Origin of the sequence: uncultured Kushneria sp. (assembly GCF_947497025.1) — a bacterium.
Lineage (GTDB): Bacteria > Pseudomonadota > Gammaproteobacteria > Pseudomonadales > Halomonadaceae > Kushneria.
The window spans coordinates 1-23213 of record NZ_CANMFC010000007.1 but is presented as its reverse complement, the minus strand read 5'-3'; the positions used below and the strand labels follow the sequence as shown (position 1 = coordinate 23213).

The window sequence follows — 23213 nt, the reverse complement described above, 5'->3', positions numbered from 1 at the left end:
CGACAACGTGTCTGTTCAAAACAGTCATTATCACCAATACCCACCGCATTGTCTTGGGGAGACACCATGGAATTTCCCGTGCTCACCGCCAACCCGGCCCGCTCCGAAACCGACTGCATTATTGTGCCGGTGTTCAAGGACGGTGATTTGCCCCCGGCCAGCGAGCGTCTGGATGACGCCAGCGAGCGCCTGATTACCCAGCTGATGGAACGGGGCGATTTTGACCCGGTCACCGCCAGCACCCAGCTGGTGCCTTTCGCGCCCGGCCTGAACACCGCCCGTCTGCTGCTGGTGGGCTGCGGGGAAACCGGTGAATTCAACGAAGGCGCCTTTCGAAAGGTCCTCGATGCCGCCTTCGGCGTACTGCTGTCGCTGCCGGTCGAAAATGCCGCCATTGCCATGCTGGATCGGGAAAACGGGCCGCATGATGTGGTCTGGAAAGCGCGCATGATTGCCGAGGCCACCCTGCGCGCCACTTATCGCTTTGACCGCTTCAAATCGAAAAAGCGCCCGCCGATCACCCTGACTCGTTTGTCGCTGATGGTCAGTGATGCCAACGAGGCCGCCGGTGCCGAGGCGGGCGCTCGTATCGGCGCCGGTATTGGCGCCGGGATCAATCTGGCCAGGGAACTGGGCAACCTGCCGGGCAATGTCTGCACTCCGCGTTATCTGGCCGACGAAGCTGAAAAGCTCGGTGCCGAGAATGACCTCAAGGTCACCATTCATGACGAGAAGGCACTGGAAGCCATGGGGGCCGGCGCCATTCTGGCCGTGGGCCAGGGCAGCACCGAGCCCTCGCGTTTAATCGTCATGGAATACAAGGGCGCCGCGGATCCCGAGGAAGCCCCTCACGTGCTGGTCGGCAAGGGCATCACCTTTGACAGTGGCGGTATCTCGCTCAAGGGCGGGGCCAACATGGATGAGATGAAGTTCGACATGGGCGGGGCCGCCAGCGTCATGGGCACCATGAAGGCCATCACTGCGCTTAAGCCGAACATCAACGTGGTCGCCATCATCGCCTCTGCCGAGAACATGCCGGACGCCAGCGCCCTGAAACCCGGCGACATCATCACCACGCTCAAGGGCCTGACCGTCGAGGTGCTCAACACCGACGCCGAAGGCCGACTGGTACTGTGCGACGCGCTGACCTATGCCGAGCGCTATCAGCCTGCCTCGGTGGTAGATATCGCCACTCTGACCGGCGCCTGCATCGTCGCGCTGGGTCATCAGACCTCGGCACTGCTGTCCAATGACGACGTCCTGGCGCAGCAGCTTCTGGAGGCGGGCAACATCGCATGGGATCGCGCCTGGCAGCTGCCGCTGTGGGACGAGTACCAGAGCCAGCTCGACTCCGAATACGCCGACATGGCCAATATCGGCGGCCGGCCTGCCGGCACCATCACGGCGGCCTGCTTTTTGTCCCGCTTTGCCAAAGGCTACCCCTGGGCCCACCTGGACGTGGCCGGTACGGCCTGGGATGGCAAGAAAGGCGGCACCGGCCGACCGGTAGGGCTTTTAAGTGAATACCTGCTGTCCCGCGCCCCTCGCTGATCGTAATCATGGCGCTTGACCAGGGTGCCCTGTGCCCGTCGCCATGCGGCGGGCTTTATTGGCGCAGGGCGCCTGTGTCATTCTTGGCAATCTGTTTCTGACGTGCCCCTTAATCATCTGTCGGACCAGCGTTATCGGATACGCCGTTGCCGATGATCGACAGCGATGTGTACTTCTCGCCTGGCTACCGTACTCACGGAGAATCCGAATCGTGTCTTCCTCTCAAGGCTTTGAGCTTCGCCCCACGACCACGCCCACCGACGCCGGTCAGCGTGACGAGATCCTGAGCAACCCGGGCTTTGGTCGCTACTTTACCGATCACATGGCACATGTGCGCTGGACCCATGCCGACGGCTGGAGTAGCGGTGAAGTGCGCCCCTACGGGCCGCTGTCGCTGGACCCGGCCGCCTCGGTGCTGCACTACGCTCAGGAAATCTTCGAAGGGGTCAAGGCCTACCGCCACGCCGACGGATCCGTCTGGACCTTCCGACCGGAGAAAAATGCGGCACGCTTTCAGGCTTCGGCGCGCCGTCTGGCCCTGCCGGAGCTGGACGCCGACACCTTTATTGGCTCGCTGAAGGCCCTGGTCAGCCAGGACGTTGACTGGGTGCCCACACCGGCCAGCGAGGCCGAGGAATCCAGTCTCTATCTGCGCCCCTTCATGATCGCCAGCGAGAAATTCCTGGGCGTGCGTCCGTCAAGGGAGGTCGACTACTACGTCATCGCCTCGCCGGCGGCGGCCTACTTCAAGGGCGGCGTCAAGCCGGTCTCGATCTGGCTCTCCTCGAACTATAACCGCGCCGCCCCCGGCGGCACCGGCTTTGCCAAGTGTGGCGGCAACTACGCTGCATCGCTGGCCGCGCAAAAGGAAGCCGAAGCCCACGGCTGTGACCAGGTGGCGTTTCTGGACGCGGTCGAGAACAAGTGGGTCGAAGAGCTGGGCGGCATGAACCTGTTCTTCGTGTTCAAGGACGGCCGTATCGTCACGCCGGCCCTGACCGGCACGATCCTTGAGGGCGTCACCCGTGACTCTGTTTTGCAGCTGGCCGCCGATGCCGGTCTCAAGCCCGAAGAACGTGCCATCAGCATCGAGGAATGGCGCGAGGGCGTGCGCTCAGGCGAGATCACCGAAGTATTCGCCTGCGGTACTGCTGCGGTGATCACGCCGATTGGCGAGCTGGTCAGCGACAACGACCGTCTGAGCTGCAGCGACGGCAGCGGCGGTGACGTTGGCAAGTCCATTCGCAAGCAGCTGCTGGATATTCAGTACGGTCGTGTTGAAGACCGTCATGGCTGGCTGACGCGCCTGGCCTGAGCCTTCAAGCGCCGCCTGCGGGCGGCGTTTTCGCATCAACGCCCGACCCAATTTTGAAGGAGAGATTCGATGAGTAACGTCATGATCGTGACCGGCGGCAGCCGCGGCATTGGTGCTGCCACTGCACGTCTGGCCGCCACTCGCGGCTATCAGGTGGCCGTCAACTACGTCAGCAACCGCGAGGCCGCCGACCAGGTCGTCAACGACATTACCGCCGCTGGCGGCCGGGCGCTGGCCGTACAGGCTGACATGGCCGTGGAAGCCGATATCGTGGCACTTTTCAAGACCGTTGATCGCGAGCTGGGCCCGGTGGACGTGCTGGTCAACAATGCCGGCGTGATCGATCAGATCTCACGCGTGGACGAAATGAGCTTTGAGCGCGTGGATCGCATGATGCGCATCAACGTGACCGGTCCGTTTATTTGCGCGCGGGAAGCGATCAAGCGCATGTCAACCCGCCATGGCGGCAAGGGCGGCGCCATCGTCAATATCTCCTCGGCGGCAGCCCACCGCGGCGGCTCGGGTGAATACGTCGACTACGCCGCCTCCAAGGGCGCGATCGACACCTTTACCGAGGGCCTGGCAAAGGAGCTGGCCGGTGAAGGCATTCGGGTCAATGGCGTGCGCCCGGGCGTGGTCAATACCGGGATTCATGCCAGCGGCGGCAATCCAGACAAGCCGGAAAAATCGAGCAAAAGCATTCCCATGGGCCGTGCCGGTAACGCTGACGAGATCGCCAACGGCATCCTGTGGCTGGCCAGTGACGAGGCCTCCTTTACGACCGGGGCCCGCCTGGACATCGACGGCGGCGTCTGAGCATGACCCGCATCGATTTCTATGTGCTCTCGGCCACCACGCTCGAAGCCAGGTTTGATTTTGCCTGTCGCCTGGCCGAGACCATCTATCGAAAGGGGTATCGGCTGCACGTACACCTAGAAGATGAAGCCATGGCGCATGAATTTGATGAGCGCCTGTGGGTCTTTCGCCAGGACGCCTTTGTGCCGCACGTACTCATGGGCGAGCAAAGTCTGCCGCCGGCGCCGGTCACACTGGGCTGGGAGGCGCCCCCGGAGCCCGGCATCGAGGCGCTGTTAAACCTGAACACTGCCATTCCGTCGTGGTTTTCCCGCTTTGAGCGCGTGGCCGAAATCATCAACCAGCATCAGGAAGTGCTCAGCGCCAAGCGCGAATGCTGGCAGACCTACAAAAGCCGTGGCTATGAGGTGAAGGCGCACCACATCAACAGCTGAGACGAGACGGGCAACGTCTGAATCAAAAAGGGGGCCGGCAACTGCCGGCCCCCCTTTTTAAGGCCTGTCTTTTAATGACGACCTTTTTTCGATTCCTTTCGCGAAAGAGACATCTCGTGTCCGAAACGCCAGACGCTCAGGCCCTGCGATCTCGGGGACCTCAGTGCTGCGGCGCCACCCTGAAGCGACGCGTCACTTCGCGAAGCTCTTGCGCGCGACCTTCAAGTTCCCCGGCTGCAGCGGCGGTCTGCTCGACCAGTGCCGCATTGTGCTGGGTGGATTGATCCATCTGGCTGACGGCCTGGCTGATCTGCTCAATACCGCTGCTCTGTTCGCGGGCACCGGCGGCGATTTCACCCAGCAGGTCGTTCATGCGTTGAATACGCGCATCGACATCGCCCATGCGCTCGCTCGCCGACTGCACGCGCTGAGCCCCCTCGCCCACCTGCTGTCCGGACGTATCGATCAGGCTCTTGATGTCCTGGGCCGCCGAGGCCGAGCGGTTGGCCAACTGGCGCACTTCACCGGCGACCACGGCAAAACCGCGTCCCTCTTCGCCGGCGCGGGCAGCCTCAACCGAGGCATTGAGTGCCAGCAGGTTGGTCTGGAAGGCAATGCTGTCGATCAGCGAGACAATATCGGCAATTTTCGTGGAGCCCTCGGTAATGGCGGCCATGGACTGTACGGCCTCATCAATGGCCTGCTGGCCTTCCCGCGAGGTATCACGCGCCTGCTGGGCGAGCTGTCGGGCCTGATCGGCGCTGTCGGCGCTCTGCCGCACGCTGGCGGTCATCTGCTCCATGCTTGAGGAGGTCTCTTCAAGGGCGGCGGCCTGCTGCTCGGTGCGCGAGGAAAGCTCCTGATTGCCCGAGGCGATCTCACTGGCGCCCTGATCCACCGACAGACTGGTGGTTCTGAATGACACGAATCGACTCCGCCAGCGCATCGCGCATGCTCTTGATGTTCGCCAGCAGACTGGTCCGGTCGCCCTGGCGCAGATCCACGGGCGCGGTCAGATCACCGTCGGCAATCTGTCTGACCACACCGGCCGCGTAAGCAGGCTCCCCGCCCAGCCGACGCAGTACCCGTTGCATGCCCCACCAGAACATGGCGGTCAGCAGCGCACCGGCAACCAGTACGACCAGCCCTGATTCCATGAGGTTATCCAGCACGATGGCGTTCACATCGCCCATGAATACGCCGCTGGCCAGATAGATGTTCCAGGGCTGATAGTGGGAAACATAGGCCCTGACGCGGGGCTGAGCCTCCGAGCCGCGGGCAAAGTTGGAGCGGTATTCGCTAAAGCCCTGTCCGTGGGCCCGGCCTTCACTGACCAGATCCCGAAAAAGCAGACGCCCGGTCGGGTCGGTCACCGCGGAGACATCCTGCCCATAAGGCCTTTTGGGATGGGCCATGATCTGCAGGTTGCCGTTGACGACGTAGACATAGTTGTTGCCCCCATCAAAGCGCATATCACGGAGTTCATCAAAGGCCTGCTGGCGTGCCGCACTTTCTGTCAGTTCACCGCGCTCAACCCGGTCCTGATAGTGCTGTACGAGGCTCTCTGCCATATCCACGGCGCTGGTCAGGCGCGCCTCACGCTCGGCGTACATGACGCCTCGGCTCTGCCAGGCATTGACCATGAGCATGCCCACCAGAATAAGCCACATGATGGCGATGCCCGCCATCATCTGACGCCGCAGGGTCATGCCCCGGCTGCCGGATACTTGCCCCTCAAGGTCGTGATCGGCGCGCGAGACGCCCGCGGGCTTTCGAAATCCCGAGAAAAGACCTGAACCTGATGTCCCTGTTACCTGCATGTCCACATACTCGCTTGAATATCTGCCAAAAAAAGAGGGCTATCTCGACGGGCGCTGCCAACGTTTCACGCATTTTTAGACTTTAGTATTACCCGGCGGCACTCTATCGGCATTGCTCAACAATTCTTTAGCCCTGCCATGCCATGACGTACCCCCCTTGGCAGCGCTATAATTGGCGCCATTTTTCGCAGACCCGATCGTGCACTGGCGTCCTGCGAGTACTTCACAGCTTCAAACCGAGCCGGTCCATGGAAAAAACCTATCAGCCTGAATCGATCGAACGCGCCTGGTATCAGCACTGGGAATCCAGGGGCTATTTCGCCCCCACGGGTCAGGGCTCGCCCTACACCATCATGATTCCGCCGCCCAATGTGACCGGCAGTCTGCACATGGGGCATGCCTTCCAGGACACGCTGATGGACACCCTGATTCGCTATCAGCGCATGAAGGGCCACAACACCCTGTGGCAGATCGGCACCGACCATGCCGGCATCGCGACCCAGATGCTGGTCGAGCGCAAGCTCCAGCACGAGACCGGTCAGTCGCGCCACGATCTGGGCCGCGAGGCGTTCATCGACAAGGTGTGGGAGTGGAAAAACGAATCCGGCGGCCACATTACCCGCCAGCTCAGGCGCATGGGCACCAGCGTTGACTGGAGCCGTGAGCGTTTCACCATGGACGAGGGCTTTTCCAACGCGGTGCGCGAAGCCTTTGTTCGCCTTTTTGATGAAGGGCTGATCTATCGTGGCAAGCGGCTGGTCAACTGGGACCCGACGCTGGGCACGGCGATCTCGGATCTGGAAGTGGAAAATCGCGACCAGCAGGGCCAGTTCTGGCATTTCCGCTATCCGCTGGCCGATGGTGTCACCACCGAAGCCGGACTGGACCACCTGGTGGTCGCCACCACCCGTCCCGAAACACTGCTGGGCGATACCTGTGTGGCGGTCAACCCTGCGGATGAGCGCTATGCCTCGCTGATCGGCAAATTCATCACCCTGCCGCTGGTGGGCCGCCGCATTCCGGTGATTGCCGACGAACACGCCGACATGGACAAGGGCTCGGGCTGTGTGAAGATCACGCCCGCCCACGACTTTAATGACTATGGCGTCGGCCGGCGTCATGACAGTGCGCTGATCAACGTCTTTACCCGAGAGGCCTGCATCCGTGACGCCGCCGAAGTCTTCAACATGGACGGCAGCGCCCGTGATGACATCGACACGACCCTGCCCGAGGCCTATCAGGGCCTGAACCGCTTCGAGGCGCGCGAGAAGATCGTTGCCGACATGGACGCGCAGGGACTGCTGGAGAAGGTCGAGACCATCACCAACACCCTGCCCTATGGCGACCGCTCCGGTGATGTGATCGAGCCGCTGTTGACCGATCAGTGGTTTGTCGCGGTTGAAACGCTGGCAAAGCCTGCCATTGAGGCGGTGGAAAACGGCGATATCCGCTTCGTGCCCAAAAGCTACGAGAACATGTACTTCTCGTGGATGCGTGACCTGCAGGACTGGTGCATCTCGCGCCAGCTCTGGTGGGGCCATCGCATTCCGGCCTGGTATGACGAGACCGGAAAGTTCTATGTGGCCCGCAGCGAGGAAGAGGCACGTGAAAAATATGCCCTCTCCCCCGAGACGATCCTGATTCAAGACAATGACGTGCTGGACACCTGGTTCAGCTCCAGTCTCTGGACCTTCGGCACGCTGGGCTGGCCCGAGCAGACCCCGGAGCTCGAGACCTTTCATCCCACCAGCACGCTGGTCACGGGTTTTGACATCATCTTCTTCTGGGTTGCCCGGATGATCATGATGACGCTCAAGTTCACGAATCAGGTCCCGTTCAGGACGGTCTATGTCCACGGGCTGGTGCGTGACAGTCAGGGCCAGAAGATGTCCAAGTCCAAGGGCAATGTGCTCGACCCGATCGATCTGATCGACGGTATCGATCTGGAAACGCTGCTGGAAAAGCGCACCGGCGCCATGATGCAACCGCAAAAGGCAAAGGCGATCGCCAAGGCTACCCGGGCAGAATTCCCGGACGGTATCGAATCCAACGGCACCGACGCCCTGCGCTACACCTTTTTGTCACTGGCCAGCACCGGGCGTGACATCAAGTTCGACTCCGGACGTCTGGAAGGTTATCGCAACTTCTGCAACAAGCTGTGGAACGCCGCGCGCTATGTGCTGATGAATACCGAGGGCGAGGATTGCGGCCCGGATGGTGAGGTCGCGCTGTCGCTGGCGGATCGCTGGATCGTTTCTCGCCTTCAGCAGGTCGAGACCCAGGTCACCAGAGCACTGGATGAATACCGCTTCGACCACGCCTCTCAGGCCCTTTACGACTTTGTCTGGAACGAGTACTGCGACTGGTATCTGGAGCTTTCCAAGCCGGTGCTGTGGGACAGTGAGGCCACACCTGAAGCGCGCCGTGGTACGCGGCGCACGCTGGTGCGGGTGCTGGAGACCATTCTGCGTCTGGCCCACCCGATGATGCCGTTTATCACCGAAGAGATCTGGCAGAAGGTCTCGCTGCTGGCTGGCGTGGATATCGAATGTCAGGGCAGCTCCCTCATGGTCCAGCCCTGGCCGCAGGCGGATGCGTCACGCATCGATGAAACAGCCATTGCCGATATCGAGTGGGTCAAGGCCGTTATCATCGCCATCCGCAATATTCGCGCCGAACTCAACATTGCCCCGGGCAAGCCGCTGGAAGTCCTGCTGACCCACGGAGAAGCGGCCGACCGTCAGCGTCTCAAGGACAATGCCCTGTTTCTGAGCAAGCTGGCACGGCTGGAAAGTGTGCGGTTTGTCACTCCTGACGAGGTACCGGTCTCCAGCGTACAGCGTGTCGGCTCACTGGAAGTGCGCGTGCCGATGGCCGGTCATATTGATCGCGACGCCGAGCTTGCCCGCATCGACCGCGACATCGACAAGCAGGACAAGCTCATCAACGGTGTCGAGAAAAAACTCGGTAACGACAGCTTCATGAGCAAGGCACCGGCCGCCGTGGTCGACAAGGAGCGCGCCAAGCTCGAGGAGGCACGCGCCAATCGCGATACGCTACTGGCGCAGCGCCGGACCATCGAAACCCTGTAGTTCTTTACTGACATTCCTCCAGACAGGTCACTTTTTGAAAGTGACTGTTCTCTACAGCAGGCCCTCGGGCCTGCTGTTTTTGTATCCGCCTGCCTCTCGGCTACTCCGATAGCCTCTCTCTTGCGGTGCCATTACGGCTCGCCACTTTTTATTAAAGCAATATTAAATTATGATGAACACTGTTTTATAACTGCGCTGTGTTTGCCATGAATTTTCGCCGAATCCTTTTCTATAACCTGCTGGGCGTGACCCTGGTCACGACCTGGTGGCTGCCTCAATTTCTGGTCTGGTCCTCCGTTGATGACGCCATCTTCTGGTTTTTCAATCAGTTCATTACGGCGGATTACCCAACCTGGACCACCCTTCTTGCCGCGCTCAATACCCGCACCTTCGACAGGGCGATGTTTCTGTTGCTGGTGGTGATGCTCTACATCGCCATGAAGCGCGATGCTCAGGGCAGCTGGCTCAAGTGGGGCGCCATTGGTCTGGTCATGACGGTGACCGCCCTGATTCTTCAGGACGTCATTCACAATGTCATGACCTACCAGCACGCCAGCCCGACCGCGATGCTCGATCATGTCAACCTTTTGTCCGAGCTGACCAGCCTCCCGGCCAAGGATACCGCGTCGAGCAGTTTCCCCAGTGACCATGGGCTCATGGCCATGATCTTTGCCGCCTTCATGTGGCGCTTTGCCGACCGTCTGGTGGCCTGGAGTGCCACGGCACTGGTCGTGCTCGTCTGTGCCCCTCGCATCATGGTCGGCGCGCACTGGGTCAGCGACGTGTCCGTGGGGGCACTCTCGATTGCCCTGATCATTCTGCCCTGGATGCTGTGTACGCCACTGGTCTCCGGCGCCGTTCAAGGCGTCGTGCGTTTCTCAAAAAGGCTTGCCGACCGCGCGAGTCGTCATCACCGGAACACGCATTGCGATTGAGCCGGTATTTCGGACTGCCTCAGGAGGGGGATGTCATGCATTCAAAACGTATCATCTGCTGCAATCTGGCGGGGCTTGCCCTGTTTGCAAGCTGGCTCTGGTTCTCTGTCTGGCTGGTGCTTGACGACAGAATTTTCTTTTTTTTCAATCAGTTCATCACCAGTGAGCATCCGATCTGGATCAACTTTCTGGCCGCGGTCAACACCCGCTATTTTGATGCCGCCTCCTTTGGCATGCTGCTGGCCATTTTTGGCTGGGCGATCTCGCTGGATACCCGCCCGGGACGCTGCTGGCGCTGGCTGGGCGTAGGGTTGACCATGCTGGTGGTGGCAGGGCTTTTGGCCGTGGCGACCAACAAGCTGCCCTATGGTCACCCGAGCCCGACGCTCAGCTTCAATCACGTCAATTTTCTGACCGACGTGGTCTCGTTTGACACCAAGGACGCTGACAAAAACAGCTTCCCGGGTGATCATGGCCTGATGCTGATGGTCTTCACGGCCTTCATTCTGCGCTTTGGCGATCGTCGTCCGGCCATCCTGAGCGCCCTCATGATCGCCGTGCTGAGCGCACCACGCGTCATGGCCGGTGCCCACTGGCTACAGGATGTCTACATGGGCTCGCTTTCCATCGCGCTGCTGGTGCTGCCCTGGGTGCTGTGTACGCCCATTGCGCCGCGCTGTGTGGACGCCATTGAGCGCATGGCCGAACAATTTCATCTGCCCGGCACGCGTAGCATGACCTGAGCGGCTCATGGCAATGTCGGATACAAAAAGGGGCACCCTGTCGGGTGCCCCTTTTACATTGACACGAAAGTAAACCTTACCAGCTGCCGGTGTTTTCCATCGACGCCCAGGGCTCCTGAGACGGCTTGGGGTCACCCTTTTGCAACAGCTCAATGGAGATGCCATCGGGCGATTTCACAAAGGCCATGTGACCGTCACGCGGCGGGCGGTTGATGGTCACGCCGTTGTCCATCAGATGCTGACAGGTGGCGTAGATATCATCGACACGATAGGCCAGGTGGCCGAAGTTACGCGCCCCCGTGGTCAATTCTTCCGGGTCCCAGTTCCAGGTCAGCTCCAGCTCGGGCGCCTGCTGCTCGCTGGAAGTCGCCTCATCATCATTGGCGGCCAGAAAGATCAGGGTAAAGCGCCCTTTCTCACTCTCCTTGCGGCGCACTTCCTTCATGCCCAGCAGATCACAGTAAAACTGCAGGGACTGATCAATATCAGTGATACGTACCATGGTATGTAGATATTGCACGATGTACTCCTCAGGGTCGTATGGCACGCGTCTTTAAACGCGCATGACACATTGGCTGCCACGTTCGGCCAACGTGTGCAATCTGGTGAATGCCTTGAAACGATGGCACTGTAATGCTGGCGAACAGGTCGTTTTTCAAGTCAGGACTGGCACACGGGGAAGATCATGTCGTTTTTCAACAATGAACATCTGGGCAAGCTGATCCTTCGGCTCGCGCTGGGCGTGACGCTGCTGCTGCACGGCATCGCCAAGATTGGCGCTCCGAATGTCCTCGAAGTGATTGGCAATCATCTCGAGCACTGGAGCCTGCCCACACCGCTGGCCTTTGGCGTATTTATCGGCGAGCTGATGGCACCTCTGATGATTCTGGCCGGCTGGCGCTGTCGCATCGGTGGTGGTCTGGCGGCCATCAACATGCTGTTTGCCATTGTCCTGATGCGTCTGGGCGCCGTCTGGTCGCTGAGCGATACCGGCGGCTGGAACATCGAAACCGAAGTACTGATGCTGGGCGCGGCCCTGGCACTGATGTTTTGCGGTAGCGGCCGCATGGCCATTCGTCCGGACTAACCGAAAGCCTCAGCGATCAAAGAGTCAGATTGTCGGGCCGGACATCCAGCTGCTCAAGGCGCTGTGCCAGAAGCCCCGGAAACCGGCCATACCAGGTCTGGTTCAGCGGCGACGGATGAGGCAGCGGATAGAGTGTGAACGTTTGCGCCTGCCCCTGATCATCTTCCAGCGTGACATCAATACTGCTTTCAAAGCGATCCTCACGCTTCCAGAACGCTTCCAGACGATCGCGTTCGGCCTTTGATCGATTGATGCCAAACCACAAAAAGGCCTCGCGTCCCAATGTGATCAGCGTGCGCCCTTCCCAGCGCGAGATCAGAAGCTCGTTCATCAGCCCATGAAAGTGGCGCTTGACCTTCATCGACCACGCCTTGTTCCCTACCGGCTTGTAAGGCACGGTGTTGATCCAGAAAAAGTGCTCGCCCACGGCGCGTGAGGCCTCGAAGTCCGGCATCTTCTCGCCGTAAAGATGTTCATGAAGCGCCTTTCTGACCAGCTGCCCGCCGGCACCGATAAAGGGCTCGCCGTAGCGCACCTCATCGCGCCCGGGGTCACGGCCGAAAAATCCGATGCGCAGATTGCGCTGGCCCAGCCCGATGATGGGATCGAGCGGATCACGCTCAAAACGCTGGTAGACCTCAAGATCGATGCCATCGGTCTCGGCCGCCAGCGCTCTAAAGGCTTCCTGCTGACACTGGGTCAGGGACATGTTCGCCACTCCTTGTTACTCTTTGATCATCCGGCTCACTTCTGGCCGCGCCGATACCGGCCCTGGCAGGACAAGCATAGCTGCCATGGCCCGATGTAATGGCCCTCAATAGACGGGAGTGACACAAAAGCAATGGATTCCCTGACACAGGCCTGTCTCGGTGGCGCGCTGGGCGGCGCCGTACTGGGGCGGCGGCTGGGACGCACGTCGATTCTGCTCGGTGCCGTGGCAGCGACTCTGCCGGATCTGGACAGTTTCATCAGTTACGGTAACGCCGTGGCCGACTACACCTATCATCGCAGCGCCACGCATTCGGTGTTTGTCCTATCGCTGCTGGCCGGGGTCTTCACCCTCGTCTGCGCGCGCCTGCCGACAACCCGAAAAGTACCCACCCGATCATGGTTCTGGTTCTGGTGGCTATGCCTGGTCACTCACCCTATCCTGGATGCCTTCACTACCTATGGTACCCAGCTGCTCTGGCCCATCGCCTCGCCCCCGGTGGCCTGGAAAACCATTTTCATCATCGATCCGCTCTATACCCTGCCCATGCTGGTGGCTATCCTCGTGGCGCTGATCAAAGGCACACAAGGGCGCGCCGCCATCATTGGCCTGGCCCTCTCGACGGTCTATCTGGGCTTTTCCATTGCTGCCAAATCCATGGTGCTGGCGCAGGTGGCTCCGGCGCTGGTGCAGCGCGGACTGGATGACCGCCCGGTCATGGTCCAGCCCACGCCGCTGAACACGCTGGTATGGCGCGTCACCGTTATTGACGATGACCGGCAACTGGAAGCGCTGGTCAGCCTGTTTGATGACCACCACACCCTTGCCTTTGACCATTTCCGCCGACCGATGGCCGCCCACGACCTGCTGATCGACAGCTGGGCCGGCCAGCGGCTGGGCTGGTTCGCTGCCCCCTTCTGGCGCAGCGAGGAGCGCGATGGCACGCTGGTCGTGACCGATCTGCGAATGGGGCAGCCCGGCACCTATTCCTTTGCCTTTGATATCGGTGAACGCGATGATAACGGCTACTGGCAGCTGGTCACCTCGCGATCGGTTGATATGCCACGCCCCGATACAGGCCTGTTATCAGCGCTTTTGAGACGTATTACGCATCCCGAAGCCCTGTGTCCGTCAGACTTTGGCGACCGCGACCTGCTTTTGCCTGACGCCGAGTGTCGGCGTCAGGGGTAGCGTTGTCGGCACAGAGCCTTTATTCAGATGATTCACCCTTCAGATCAGCCATGAGAGAGACGCTTTAATGATCGAGTTCCGGCACCTGCGTACCCTGCTGGCACTGCGCGATACCGGGTCACTGGTTGAAGCCGCCGAGCGCGTGCATTTGACCCAGTCGGCATTGTCTCATCAGCTCAAGGATCTGGAAGAGCGATTGGACTGCCCGCTTTTTTTGCGCAAGACGCGCCCGGTACAGTTTACGCGTGCCGGCCAGAGGCTTCTGGGTCTGGCCGAGCAGGTGCTGCCCCAGATTCGTAATGCCGAGCGTGATATCGCGCGCATGGCCGGCGGAGAACAGGGCCGCCTGCACATGGCCATTGAATGCCACAGTTGCTTTCAATGGCTCATGCCAACCATCGATCACTTTCGCGACCACTGGCCCGAGGTCGAGGTAGATATCCCTGCCGGCCAGCATTTTGACCCGCTACCGGCGCTGGCACGTGAGCAGCTTGACCTGGTCATCACGGCCGACCCGCAACCGCTGCCGCGCATTCACTACGAGCCGCTTTTTCGCTACGAAAGCCTGCTGGCCGTGGCCCGACAGCACCCTCTGGCCGACAAGCGACATGTCGTGCCGGAGGATCTGATCGACCAGATCCTGATCACCTATCCGGTAGAACATTCAAAGCTCGATGTCTTTACCCGCTTTCTGGAACCCGCCGGCATTCACCCACGCGAGACCCGCACGGCCGAGCTGACCATGATGATGATGCAGCTGGTCGCGAGCGAGCGTGGGGTTTGCGCCCTGCCGAACTGGGCGCTGACCGAATATCTTGAAAAGGATTATGTGAAGGCATGCTCACTGGGCCGGGACGGCGTGTGGGGGACACTGTATGCGGCCGTCCGGGTCGATCAGATGAGCCAGGTCTGGATGAGTGACTTTCTGCGCACGGCGCGCGAGACGTCCTTTTCCGTGCTCAATGGCATACGCCCGGCCGGCTGAAAGGCCTCAGGTGTATTCTTCCATCGCTTCGTAGTGACGCGGCAGGGAAAGAATGAACTGGGCACCGCCCAGCTCGGGGGCCGTATCGACCGTAATGCGCCCATGGTGCCATTGGACGATACGGGCCACGATCGCCAGACCCAGACCGTAGCCACCAACGCCGGGCTGATGCCGGGTGCGGCTGTCATCAAGACGCGCGAAGGGCTTGAATATGCGTTCGCGCTCCTCGAGGGGCACCCCCGCGCCATCATCCTCGACGCTGAGATACACCATGCGCTCATCGCCCAGCAGGCGCACATGCACCCGGCTACGGGCATGGGTACAGGCATTGGAGACCAGATTCTGCAGCGCGCGCTGCAAATAGCGCGAATCGGCATGCACGTTGAGCTCCTGACCGCCGGTCACTTCAAGCGTCAGTTGCGGATGCAGCGGTGTCAGTGTCTCGACCACGCGGTCGGCAATGTCACGCACTTCAAGGCTGACCGGCTCCAGCGGCAGAAGCCCGTCGGTGGCGCTGTCCAGGCGTGCGTAGGTCAGAATTTCATCGATGAGTCGGTCGATGGATTCGATGTCATCATCCACCCCCTTGAGCAGCCGCCTGATCCCGGGCGACTCGCTCATGTCATCGACCATCTGCAGCGCAAAGCGCACTCGCGCCACGGGGGTTCGAAACTCATGCGAGACCGCCCGCATCAGATCCTGCTGTGAAGAGAGTACCGCCTGGACCTGGTCGGCCATGGTATTGAAGGCCAGCCCAAGCTGGGTGAGATACTCCCCTTCCTGAATGGTCACGCGCGCGTTGTAGTCGCCGGCCGTAAAGCTAGCCGTGGTCTGCTCAAGCCGGGTCAGGCGTTTCTCGACACTGCGCATGATGAAATAGATGGCCGTCCCCAGCAGGGTCAGCATCAGCGCCATGACCATGGCAATGGTCACAATGGGCAGCGATTCAAACGGCGACAGCGGCCCGACCATGATCCATCGCCCTCCCGAAAACTGGGCGTAGAAACCAAGACTTGAGCGCTCTGCCACCACGTTGATCACGACATGACCGGCATTGAGCTGCGCCAGCTGGCTGTTGGAAAGCCCCGGCGGCGTGCCACTGCCCATGCCCATGGGCAGGGAGATACGGCTGCGCAGCTCCTGAAAGCGGGCCTCACGCTCATCATCGGGGGACAGCTCCAGCCACTGACGCAGCAGGGAGACAAGCTGCAAAGGCTGCTGCTCGGAAAGACCGGTAAAATGCGCCACCAAAATGGCATCATCTTCACCGGGCAGACGCTGATAAAGCTGCCAGCCAATTTCACCCTGAGCCTGCCGAGCCAGAACGCCCCCCTGTGCCAGACGACGCCGGTCCATGAACCCGAGCATCAGCGTTTCAGAATCCGACAGCGCCAGACGAATGCCCAGCTCATCCTCATAGGCACTCAGCCATGCATCGCGGGAGCTTTCCGGCTGGCTGGCGACCAGAGAGGTCAAAAGCGCCATCGGCCCACTGGCCAGGCGCTGGCGGTAATGATCCTCGCGCCAGTCGTCAATCAGCCATGAGGCGACCACGCCCACCCAGAAAATGGCCATGAGTGAGAAAAACAGGGTCAGGTAGAGTCGACGAAAACCGCCGTGGGCGGACAGTGGTCGGTGAGGCGGCGGTGCCAGACCGTCCGCCCCGCCCGAGCGGGAGTGCCATGAGGCGAGAGAAGGGAATTTTGACGGCATCGTCTATCCTTACACAGGGTTCTTTACAGTAGACGAAGCCGTCCTTCACGAGACAAGATCAGGTATTTGCTGGTTCAGATCTCTCGAACGAACAGGTATCCCTTGCTGCGCACGGTCTTGATACGCTGCGGCTGATGCGGGTCATCACCGATCTTGGGTCGAATGCGAGAAACACGCACGTCTATCGAACGATCCTGACCATCATAACGAATGCCGCGCAGCGCCGAGAAGATCTCTTCACGCGTCAGCACTCGGCCGGCATGGGAGGCCAGCAGCCACAGTAGATCAAATTCGGCACTGGTCAGATCGATGCGCTCGCCGTTGAGCCATGCCTCTCTGGTTGAGGAGTCCACCACCAGATCACGAAACTCGAGACGGGTCTCTTCCTGCTCGTTGGTTTCCGACCCATCAGCACGACGCAGCAGCGCGCGCATGCGTGCCAGCAGGACACGCGGTGGCACCGGTTTGGGGACATAATCATCAGCACCCATTTCAAGACCCAGCACCTGATCCATGTCATCGGTACGAGCTGTCAGCATCAAAATGGGGCCGGGATACTGGTGGCGTACGCGGCGGCAAATGGACAGACCATCTTCACCCGGCAGCATCAGGTCAAGAATGACCAGGTCCGGCCGCAGGGACAGAATACGTTCGACGCCATTGGTGCCGTCATGCTCGACGCTGACCCTGAAACCGTTGCCTTCAAGATACTCACGCGTCAACGCGGCCAGTCGTTCATCATCTTCAATGATAAGAATGTGTTCGTTGGCGGTTGTAATGTTATCCAAGGCTCGTCCGTCCGATCATTGATAAAGAAGCTTCCGTGCCGTCACCGGCATGCTGCACGGGCAGCGCCCGCACATACGGCAGGCAGACAGCGATAAATGTGACCTTCAAACCCAACGGTCGTTCAACTTTGGCAACATTGTGCCACTGTTACACGAAAGTGCCCATACAGAAGCCACGTATTTGCACACGATTCTCATCATCAGGCTCTAATCGGCATGAATTTTATTCGGTGTGCCAGCGGTCGAGCTGAAATATTCGCGACAAAAAAACGCATCCCTACCGGAATTTTCATGTAACCGCCGGCATGCCAGTAATGGCAAGGCCTGTGGCGAGGTAAGCACACTTTATCCACAGATTGTGCGCCCGATTCGAGTCGTTTTTTCCTATTGAGGGTATTCGCCAGACACACTATATTGTGTCCACCTGGTCGACAGACACACCATGTAGTGTTTTTGCAGCAGATTCTTCTAACAGCTGTCAATATCTTGTGACCCAACTTTTTTCGATCCCGTGATGATCTGCCGTGCTTTTTAAATCGGCAGGCAAGGCACGGTTTTGACCTTAAGACAGAAAGGTAACGTTATGGAAACCTCGCATACAGAGCGTGATACCTCATCAATTCTTGATGATGCTCATACGCGCCAGACCGATCAGCAACTGCGCGTCATCAAGCGTACCGGTGACACCGCCACCTTTGATGCGAGCAAGGTCTCCGTGGCGATGAGCAAGGCCTTTCTTGCCGTGGAAGGTGACAACGCCGCCGGCTCCTCTCGCATTCGCGAGCAGGTCGAACAGCTGACGCAGTCCATCATGGAGACGTTCGCGCGTCGTATGCCGGAAGGCGGCACCCTGCATATCGAAGATATCCAGGATCAGGTGGAACTGGCTCTGATGCGTTCGGGTGAACACAAGGTGGCCCGCGCCTACGTGCTCTACCGTGAAGAGCACGCTCGTGCGCGCGCCGCGCAGCATCAGGGTATCGAAAAGCCCCACCCCACCATCAACGTGACCCAGCCTGACGGCAGCCGTCGCCCGCTGGATCTGGCGCGCATCGAGACACTGATTACCGAAGCCTGCGCGGGTCTGGATAACGTTGAAGTGCGTCGCATCATGGATGAGTCGCTGCGCAACCTCTATGACGGCGTAACGCCCGATGGCGTCGCCACGGCACTGATGATGACCGCGCGCATGCTGGTCGAGAAGGAGCCCAACTACACCTTCGTTACCGCGCGTCTTTTGCAGGACAATCTGCGCCGTGAAGCCCTCTCCTTCCTTGAAGTCGCCGAGGAAGCCACCTTTGGTGACATGGCGACGCTCTACAAGCCGGCCTTCCAGAACTACATCAAGCGCGGCATTGAATTCGAGCAGCTCGATCCGGTCCTGGCCGAGTTCGACCTTGAGCGCCTGGGCGATGCCCTGAACCACGAGCGTGACAACCAGTTCACCTATCTGGGTCTGCAGACGCTTTACGACCGTTACTTCCTGCATCGCGACGGCGTTCGCTACGAACTGCCGCAGGTCATGTTCATGCGCGTGGCCATGGGCCTGTCGCTGAACGAGCAGGATCGTGAAGCGCGCGCCATCGAGTTCTATGAGCTGCTGTCGAGCTTCGATTACATGACCTCGACGCCCACGCTGTTCAATGCCGGCACCGTGCGCAGCCAGCTGTCCTCGTGCTATCTGACCACCGTGCCGGATAACCTTGAAGGCATCTACGGCGCCATTCGTGACAACGCCATGCTCTCCAAGTGGGCCGGCGGCCTGGGCAATGACTGGACGCCGGTGCGTGCGCTGGGCTCCTACATCAAGGGCACCAACGGCAAGTCACAAGGCGTTGTGCCCTTCCTCAAGGTCGTCAACGATACGGCCGTGGCCGTCAACCAGGGCGGCAAGCGCAAGGGCGCGGTCTGCTCGTACCTAGAAACCTGGCACATGGACGTCGAGGAGTTCCTCGAACTTCGCAAGAACACCGGTGATGACCGTCGCCGCACGCATGACATGAACACGGCCAATTGGGTACCGGACCTATTCATGAAGCGCGTCAGCGAAGAGAAGGAATGGACACTCTTCTCACCGGCCACCTGTCCTGATCTGCATGACCTTTATGGCGCGGCCTTCGAGAAGCGTTATGAAGAGTACGAAGCCATGACGCAGACCGGTGAGATCACGCTGTTCAAACGCGTACAGGCCAAGGATCTGTGGCGCAAGATGCTGTCGATGCTGTTTGAAACAGGCCATCCCTGGATCACCTTCAAGGATCCGTGCAACCTGCGCAGCCCGCAGCGTCATGCCGGCGTCGTGCACTCTTCCAACCTGTGCACCGAGATCACGCTCAACACCAGCGTTGACGAAATTGCCGTCTGCAACCTGGGGTCGATCAACCTGGCGGCTCACGTGGTTGATGGCCAGCTGGACAGCGAGAAGCTCAAGCGGTCGGTCAGGACGGCCGTGCGCATGCTCGATAACGTCATCGACATCAATTATTACGCCGTGCCGCAGGCCAAACGCTCCAACTTCCGTCACCGCCCGGTCGGTCTGGGCCTGATGGGCTTTCAGGATGCGCTGTACAAGCATGGTATCGCCTATGCCTCCGATGACGCCGTGACCTTTGCCGATCGTTCCATGGAGCTGATCAGCTATCACGCCATCGAAGCCTCCAGCGACCTGGCAGCCGAGCGCGGCCAGTATGAATCCTACGAAGGCTCACTCTGGAGCCAGGGCATTCTGCCCATCGACTCCATTAATGACCTGCAGCGCGAGCGTGGCGAGCAGTATGTGCAGATGGACACCTCTACCACGCAGGACTGGGACCACATTCGCAACAAGGTACGCCGTCAGGGCATGCGTAACTCCAACGTCATGGCGATCGCACCGACGGCCACCATCTCCAATATCTGTGGCGTGACACAGTCGATCGAGCCGACCTATCAGAACCTGTATGTGAAGTCGAACCTGTCGGGCGAGTTCACGGTGGTCAACTCGCACATGGTGCATGCGCTCAAGGAGCGTGGCCTGTGGGATGAGGTGATGATCAATGACCTCAAGTACTACGATGGCTCGCTTCAGCCAATCGATCGCATCCCGGACGATCTGAAGCAGCGCTATGCCACGGCGTTTGAAATCGAGCCGCGCTGGATCGTCGAGGCTGCCTCGCGCCGTCAGAAGTGGATCGACCAGGCACAGTCCCTGAACCTCTACATCAGCGGTGTTTCCGGTCGCAAGCTGGATACCACCTACCGCATGGCGTGGCAGCTGGGTCTGAAGACCACCTATTACCTCCGTGCGCAGGCTTCTACTCGCCTTGAGAAATCAACGCTCAAGGGCACCGATGGCAAGCTGACCGGCGTCAAGCCCAACGCACCGACGCCGCAGCCAGCGCCCGCGCCGGCACCGGAGGCCTCGCAGGCTCCCCAGCAGCCGCTGGGCTCGGCACCGCCACTGGCCTGCTCACTCGATGATCCGGACTGCGAAGCCTGCCAGTAATTTGATCAATACGACGGTGGCCCTGCAGGGCCACCGTCTACTGCACTCAAGACCACACTCGCCGTTGAACATACTCGGGTGATGGCAAGGGAGAGAATCATGCAAGAGACCAACCTGTTTGCTGATGACAACGATCAGGTCGACAACACCGGTCTGGGTGAAATTCAGGCCGGCGCTCAGCGTATTGATGCCAGCCAGAAGGCCATGATCAATGCCCAGAGCGACGTCAATCAGCTGTTGCCGCTGAAGTACAGCTGGGCATGGGAAAAGTATCTGGCAGGCTGTAACAACCACTGGATGCCGACCGAAGTCTCCATGCAGGGCGATATCGCCACATGGCGTGCACCGGTCAATAGTCCGCAGGGGCTGACCGAAGACGAGGTGCTGATGCTCAAGCGCAACCTCGGCTTTTTTGCGACCGCCGAGTCGCTGGTCGCCAACAACATCGTGCTGGCCGTCTATCGCAACATCACCAATCCGGAGTGTCGCCAGTACCTGCTGCGCCAGGCCTTTGAAGAAGCCATCCATACCCATACCTTCCAGTACATCTGCACGTCGCTGGGTCTGGATGAGGGTGAGCTTTTCAACATGTATCGGGAAATCCCCTCGATCACCGACAAGGATGCCTGGGCGCTCAAGTACACCCAAGCACTGGAAGACCCGAGCTTCACAACCGGTACCATCGAACGTGACCAGGCCTTCCTGCGCGCGCTGGTGGCCTTTTATGTCGTGTTTGAAGGCATGTGGTTCTACACCGGTTTTGCCCAGATCCTGGCGCTGGGTCGCCGCAACAAGATGGTGGGGATTGCCGAGCAGTATCAGTACATCCTGCGCGATGAGTCCATCCACCTGAACTTTGGTATCGACTGCATCAATCAGATCAAGATCGAAAATCCGCATCTATGGGATGACGCCTTCCAGCAGGAAGTGCGTGGCATGCTTCTGGAAGCCTACAAGCTGGAAGCGGCCTATGGCCGTGAAACCATGCCGCGCGGCATCCTGGGCCTGAATGCCGAGCTTACCGAGCAGTACATGCAGTTCATCGCCAACCGCCGCAGCGAACAGATTGGTCTGGGTCTGCTCTTTGATGACGTGGAAAACCCGTTCCCGTGGATGTCGGAACTGATCGATCTGCCCAAGGAGAAGAACTTCTTCGAAACGCGGGTAACCGAATATCAGACCGGCGGCGCGCTGACCTGGGACTGAGGCATAAAAAATTCGGGCCCTGTCGCTAAACAGGGCCCGAACTGACTTAGATGCGAAGATGCACGTATCTAAGTAGAAGTAGAAGGCCGGCAAGCCTTGTTACTTCTTTGAGCAGGATCTCTCCAAACCCAATTGGCAAACGGATTTTGGTAGGGATCTGTGCTCAAGTCAACGCATCAATTGTTACCAACATTCAATTGAGAGGTAGATTTGATATGAGCGACAACCTTCCCCCTGATTCTTCTGGAGAATTCATTTTCAGGAAGTCTTTCAGGCATCCCAAAACAGGAAAAGTTATTGTAGCTCCTCCCGGGAAATCTTTTCCTATCAGGGTTAAGCCAAAACCGCGACCAGAATCCTAACCTATCGAGCCCTGCTTATTGCAGGGTTTTTTATGGGCGTTTTTCAAATTACTCAGGATTTCAGTCCAGTATTTACTGGGGTGGCCGATAACAAGAGGATCCGGCTATCTTTTATTGAACGCTTGCGAGGAGAGACATCATGCATAAAGGGATTGTGGTGATGACAACCGTGGCAGCGCTGACGCTTCTAACAGCCTGTAGCAGTCCTACCGGGCGCAGCGCGGCTCAGGGTGCCGGTATCGGCGGCCTTACAGGCGCTGCTGCCGGCGCCATCACGGGAGGCAGTGCAGGGAAAGGCGCCCTCATTGGCGGCGCGGCGGGTGCAGCGGTGGGTGCGGCCGGCGCCCAGTAATAGCCTGAAACAGTCGCGCCAAATCAAAAAAGCCTCCTGACGATGTCAGGAGGCTTTTTCACTTCTCTACCCTATCGGGATAGATCAGTTGCTGTGCTCTTCAGCGCTGTCGCTGATGGAGTCACCAGCATCTTCCATGGCCTGGCCAGTAGAGTCAGCTGCATCACTGGCAGCATCGCCGACAGAATCAGCCGCATCGCTGGTCGCATCTCCAGCATTGTCGGCGGCGTTATCAACCTTTGCACCGGTCTCTTCAGCAGGGCCGTCATCGTTATTACAACCGGCCACAGCAAATACCATCATTGCAGCCAGCAAAATACCCAGTGTTTTTTTCATCGTCAGCTCTCCCTTGCCTACTGTATTCATTACATCAACGATATACCCGAAACCCCGGGCACTTGCCTATTCATTGTGGTGCAAAAATCGATGTAATACCAAGTCTCTTTGCATGGGAAGCGTTTGATTTCCCATATAAACCTTTTTTGCGTTTACCAATCGGCACCGAGGCAGAGATGGCCGCCCTGACCGAGGCGCTGACGGCCCTGCACGAGGGGCCCTGAGGCGAGACGCCCTCGCCCTCGCCCGCGGTCACGGTCGTGACCGCGGGCGGGGCCGGCGCCGCAGGCCGTG

At 59.6% G+C, this 23213-nt stretch carries 20 protein-coding genes; 13 read left to right on the top strand and 7 right to left on the bottom strand.

Features of this window, described 5'->3' with window-relative positions; all coding sequences use genetic code 11:
* Positions 1–66 precede the first annotated feature (66 nt).
* The 4 genes from Q0931_RS13270 (at position 67) to Q0931_RS13255 (ending at position 4116) form a co-directional block, all read left to right on the top strand.
* The gene (locus tag Q0931_RS13270) at positions 67–1551 is read left to right on the top strand and encodes a leucyl aminopeptidase (RefSeq protein WP_299261066.1); all 1485 of its coding nucleotides are present in this window, start codon (positions 67–69) and stop codon (positions 1549–1551) included.
* A gap of 211 nt (positions 1552–1762) precedes the next feature.
* Complete coding sequence (locus Q0931_RS13265; RefSeq protein WP_299261064.1) at positions 1763–2866, top strand: branched-chain amino acid aminotransferase; 1104 nt, start codon at positions 1763–1765, stop codon at positions 2864–2866.
* 69 nt (positions 2867–2935) lie between these two features.
* Complete coding sequence (locus Q0931_RS13260) at positions 2936–3682, top strand: glucose 1-dehydrogenase (RefSeq protein ID WP_299261062.1); 747 nt, start codon at positions 2936–2938, stop codon at positions 3680–3682.
* 2 nt (positions 3683–3684) lie between these two features.
* Positions 3685–4116: a DNA polymerase III subunit chi gene (locus tag Q0931_RS13255; RefSeq protein WP_299261060.1), complete on the top strand. Its 432-nt coding sequence runs from the start codon at positions 3685–3687 to the stop codon at positions 4114–4116.
* 160 nt (positions 4117–4276) lie between these two features.
* On the opposite strand, the gene Q0931_RS13250 is transcribed toward Q0931_RS13255, so the two are convergent.
* Both Q0931_RS13250 and Q0931_RS13245 read right to left on the bottom strand, forming a co-directional pair.
* Positions 4277–5041 (bottom strand): methyl-accepting chemotaxis protein, encoded by a 765-nt coding sequence (locus Q0931_RS13250; RefSeq protein ID WP_299261058.1) that lies wholly within the window; start codon positions 5039–5041, stop codon positions 4277–4279.
* Positions 4995–5936, bottom strand: a complete 942-nt coding sequence (locus tag Q0931_RS13245; RefSeq protein ID WP_299261056.1) for a cache domain-containing protein — start codon at positions 5934–5936, stop codon at positions 4995–4997. Before Q0931_RS13245 ends, Q0931_RS13250 begins: the two co-directional genes overlap by 47 nt.
* A 248-nt stretch (positions 5937–6184) precedes the next feature.
* Here Q0931_RS13245 and Q0931_RS13240 point away from each other — a divergent pair, with 248 nt between their 5' ends.
* The 3 genes from Q0931_RS13240 to Q0931_RS13230 all read left to right on the top strand — a co-directional run bounded on the left by Q0931_RS13240 (position 6185) and on the right by Q0931_RS13230 (position 10706).
* Entirely contained in the window at positions 6185–9028 is a 2844-nt protein-coding gene (locus Q0931_RS13240) for a valine--tRNA ligase (RefSeq protein ID WP_299261054.1), read from the top strand.
* Between the two features lie 206 nt (positions 9029–9234).
* Positions 9235–9963 (top strand): phosphatase PAP2 family protein, encoded by a 729-nt coding sequence (locus Q0931_RS13235; protein WP_299261052.1) that lies wholly within the window; start codon positions 9235–9237, stop codon positions 9961–9963.
* 35 nt (positions 9964–9998) lie between these two features.
* Positions 9999–10706 (top strand): phosphatase PAP2 family protein, encoded by a 708-nt coding sequence (locus Q0931_RS13230; RefSeq protein ID WP_299261050.1) that lies wholly within the window; start codon positions 9999–10001, stop codon positions 10704–10706.
* 76 nt (positions 10707–10782) lie between these two features.
* Here the strand turns inward: Q0931_RS13230 and gloA are convergent, their stop codons facing one another.
* Positions 10783–11226, bottom strand: coding sequence for a lactoylglutathione lyase (gene gloA, locus Q0931_RS13225; RefSeq protein WP_299261048.1), 444 nt, complete (start codon positions 11224–11226; stop codon positions 10783–10785).
* A 165-nt stretch (positions 11227–11391) separates the two neighbouring features.
* Between gloA and Q0931_RS13220 the strand changes: the two genes are divergently transcribed.
* Positions 11392–11793 carry a DoxX family protein gene (locus Q0931_RS13220; protein ID WP_299261046.1) on the top strand — a complete coding sequence of 134 codons (402 nt, stop codon included), beginning with the start codon at positions 11392–11394 and terminating at the stop codon, positions 11791–11793.
* A gap of 16 nt (positions 11794–11809) precedes the next feature.
* Here the strand turns inward: Q0931_RS13220 and Q0931_RS13215 are convergent, their stop codons facing one another.
* On the bottom strand, positions 11810–12502 hold the full coding sequence (locus Q0931_RS13215) for a uracil-DNA glycosylase family protein (protein ID WP_299261044.1): 693 nt from the start codon (positions 12500–12502) through the stop codon (positions 11810–11812).
* A gap of 132 nt (positions 12503–12634) precedes the next feature.
* Here Q0931_RS13215 and Q0931_RS13210 point away from each other — a divergent pair, with 132 nt between their 5' ends.
* Entirely contained in the window at positions 12635–13693 is a 1059-nt protein-coding gene (locus Q0931_RS13210; RefSeq protein WP_299261042.1) for a metal-dependent hydrolase, read from the top strand.
* Positions 13694–13760: 67 nt separating this feature from the next.
* Positions 13761–14678: a LysR family transcriptional regulator gene (locus Q0931_RS13205; RefSeq protein WP_299261040.1), complete on the top strand. Its 918-nt coding sequence runs from the start codon at positions 13761–13763 to the stop codon at positions 14676–14678.
* Between the two features lie 6 nt (positions 14679–14684).
* On the opposite strand, the gene Q0931_RS13200 is transcribed toward Q0931_RS13205, so the two are convergent.
* Both Q0931_RS13200 and Q0931_RS13195 read right to left on the bottom strand, forming a co-directional pair.
* Positions 14685–16391: an ATP-binding protein gene (locus Q0931_RS13200; protein WP_299261038.1), complete on the bottom strand. Its 1707-nt coding sequence runs from the start codon at positions 16389–16391 to the stop codon at positions 14685–14687.
* A gap of 74 nt (positions 16392–16465) precedes the next feature.
* On the bottom strand, positions 16466–17179 hold the full coding sequence (locus tag Q0931_RS13195; RefSeq protein WP_299261036.1) for a winged helix-turn-helix domain-containing protein: 714 nt from the start codon (positions 17177–17179) through the stop codon (positions 16466–16468).
* 583 nt (positions 17180–17762) lie between these two features.
* Between Q0931_RS13195 and Q0931_RS13190 the strand changes: the two genes are divergently transcribed.
* The 3 genes from Q0931_RS13190 (at position 17763) to Q0931_RS13180 (ending at position 22583) form a co-directional block, all read left to right on the top strand.
* Positions 17763–20663, top strand: coding sequence for a ribonucleoside-diphosphate reductase subunit alpha (locus tag Q0931_RS13190; RefSeq protein ID WP_299261034.1), 2901 nt, complete (start codon positions 17763–17765; stop codon positions 20661–20663).
* A gap of 99 nt (positions 20664–20762) precedes the next feature.
* Positions 20763–21869, top strand: a complete 1107-nt coding sequence (locus Q0931_RS13185; RefSeq protein ID WP_299261032.1) for a ribonucleotide-diphosphate reductase subunit beta — start codon at positions 20763–20765, stop codon at positions 21867–21869.
* A 501-nt stretch (positions 21870–22370) separates the two neighbouring features.
* Positions 22371–22583 (top strand): YMGG-like glycine zipper-containing protein, encoded by a 213-nt coding sequence (locus tag Q0931_RS13180; protein WP_299261030.1) that lies wholly within the window; start codon positions 22371–22373, stop codon positions 22581–22583.
* 84 nt (positions 22584–22667) lie between these two features.
* Here Q0931_RS13180 and Q0931_RS13175 read toward each other — a convergent pair whose 3' ends face one another.
* The gene (locus Q0931_RS13175; RefSeq protein WP_299261028.1) at positions 22668–22919 is read right to left on the bottom strand and encodes a hypothetical protein; all 252 of its coding nucleotides are present in this window, start codon (positions 22917–22919) and stop codon (positions 22668–22670) included.
* Positions 22920–23213 lie beyond the last annotated feature (294 nt).

Excerpts from the sequence above, each read along its gene's own strand:
- Q0931_RS13240 (WP_299261054.1), top strand. The coding sequence starts at position 6,185 with ATGGAAAAAACCTATCAGCCTGAATCGATCGAACGCGCCTGGTATCAG.
- Q0931_RS13215 (WP_299261044.1), bottom strand. The coding sequence starts at position 12,502 with ATGTCCCTGACCCAGTGTCAGCAGGAAGCCTTTAGAGCGCTGGCGGCC.
- Q0931_RS13205 (WP_299261040.1), top strand. The coding sequence starts at position 13,761 with ATGATCGAGTTCCGGCACCTGCGTACCCTGCTGGCACTGCGCGATACC.
- Q0931_RS13230 (WP_299261050.1), top strand. The coding sequence starts at position 9,999 with ATGCATTCAAAACGTATCATCTGCTGCAATCTGGCGGGGCTTGCCCTG.
- Q0931_RS13175 (WP_299261028.1), bottom strand. The coding sequence starts at position 22,919 with ATGAAAAAAACACTGGGTATTTTGCTGGCTGCAATGATGGTATTTGCT.
- Q0931_RS13185 (WP_299261032.1), top strand. The coding sequence starts at position 20,763 with ATGCAAGAGACCAACCTGTTTGCTGATGACAACGATCAGGTCGACAAC.
- Q0931_RS13180 (WP_299261030.1), top strand. The coding sequence starts at position 22,371 with ATGCATAAAGGGATTGTGGTGATGACAACCGTGGCAGCGCTGACGCTT.
- Q0931_RS13190 (WP_299261034.1), top strand. The coding sequence starts at position 17,763 with ATGGAAACCTCGCATACAGAGCGTGATACCTCATCAATTCTTGATGAT.
- Q0931_RS13260 (WP_299261062.1), top strand. The coding sequence starts at position 2,936 with ATGAGTAACGTCATGATCGTGACCGGCGGCAGCCGCGGCATTGGTGCT.
- Q0931_RS13245 (WP_299261056.1), bottom strand. The coding sequence starts at position 5,936 with ATGCAGGTAACAGGGACATCAGGTTCAGGTCTTTTCTCGGGATTTCGA.
- Q0931_RS13200 (WP_299261038.1), bottom strand. The coding sequence starts at position 16,391 with ATGCCGTCAAAATTCCCTTCTCTCGCCTCATGGCACTCCCGCTCGGGC.
- Q0931_RS13235 (WP_299261052.1), top strand. The coding sequence starts at position 9,235 with ATGAATTTTCGCCGAATCCTTTTCTATAACCTGCTGGGCGTGACCCTG.
- Q0931_RS13210 (WP_299261042.1), top strand. The coding sequence starts at position 12,635 with ATGGATTCCCTGACACAGGCCTGTCTCGGTGGCGCGCTGGGCGGCGCC.
- Q0931_RS13255 (WP_299261060.1), top strand. The coding sequence starts at position 3,685 with ATGACCCGCATCGATTTCTATGTGCTCTCGGCCACCACGCTCGAAGCC.
- Q0931_RS13220 (WP_299261046.1), top strand. The coding sequence starts at position 11,392 with ATGTCGTTTTTCAACAATGAACATCTGGGCAAGCTGATCCTTCGGCTC.
- Q0931_RS13270 (WP_299261066.1), top strand. The coding sequence starts at position 67 with ATGGAATTTCCCGTGCTCACCGCCAACCCGGCCCGCTCCGAAACCGAC.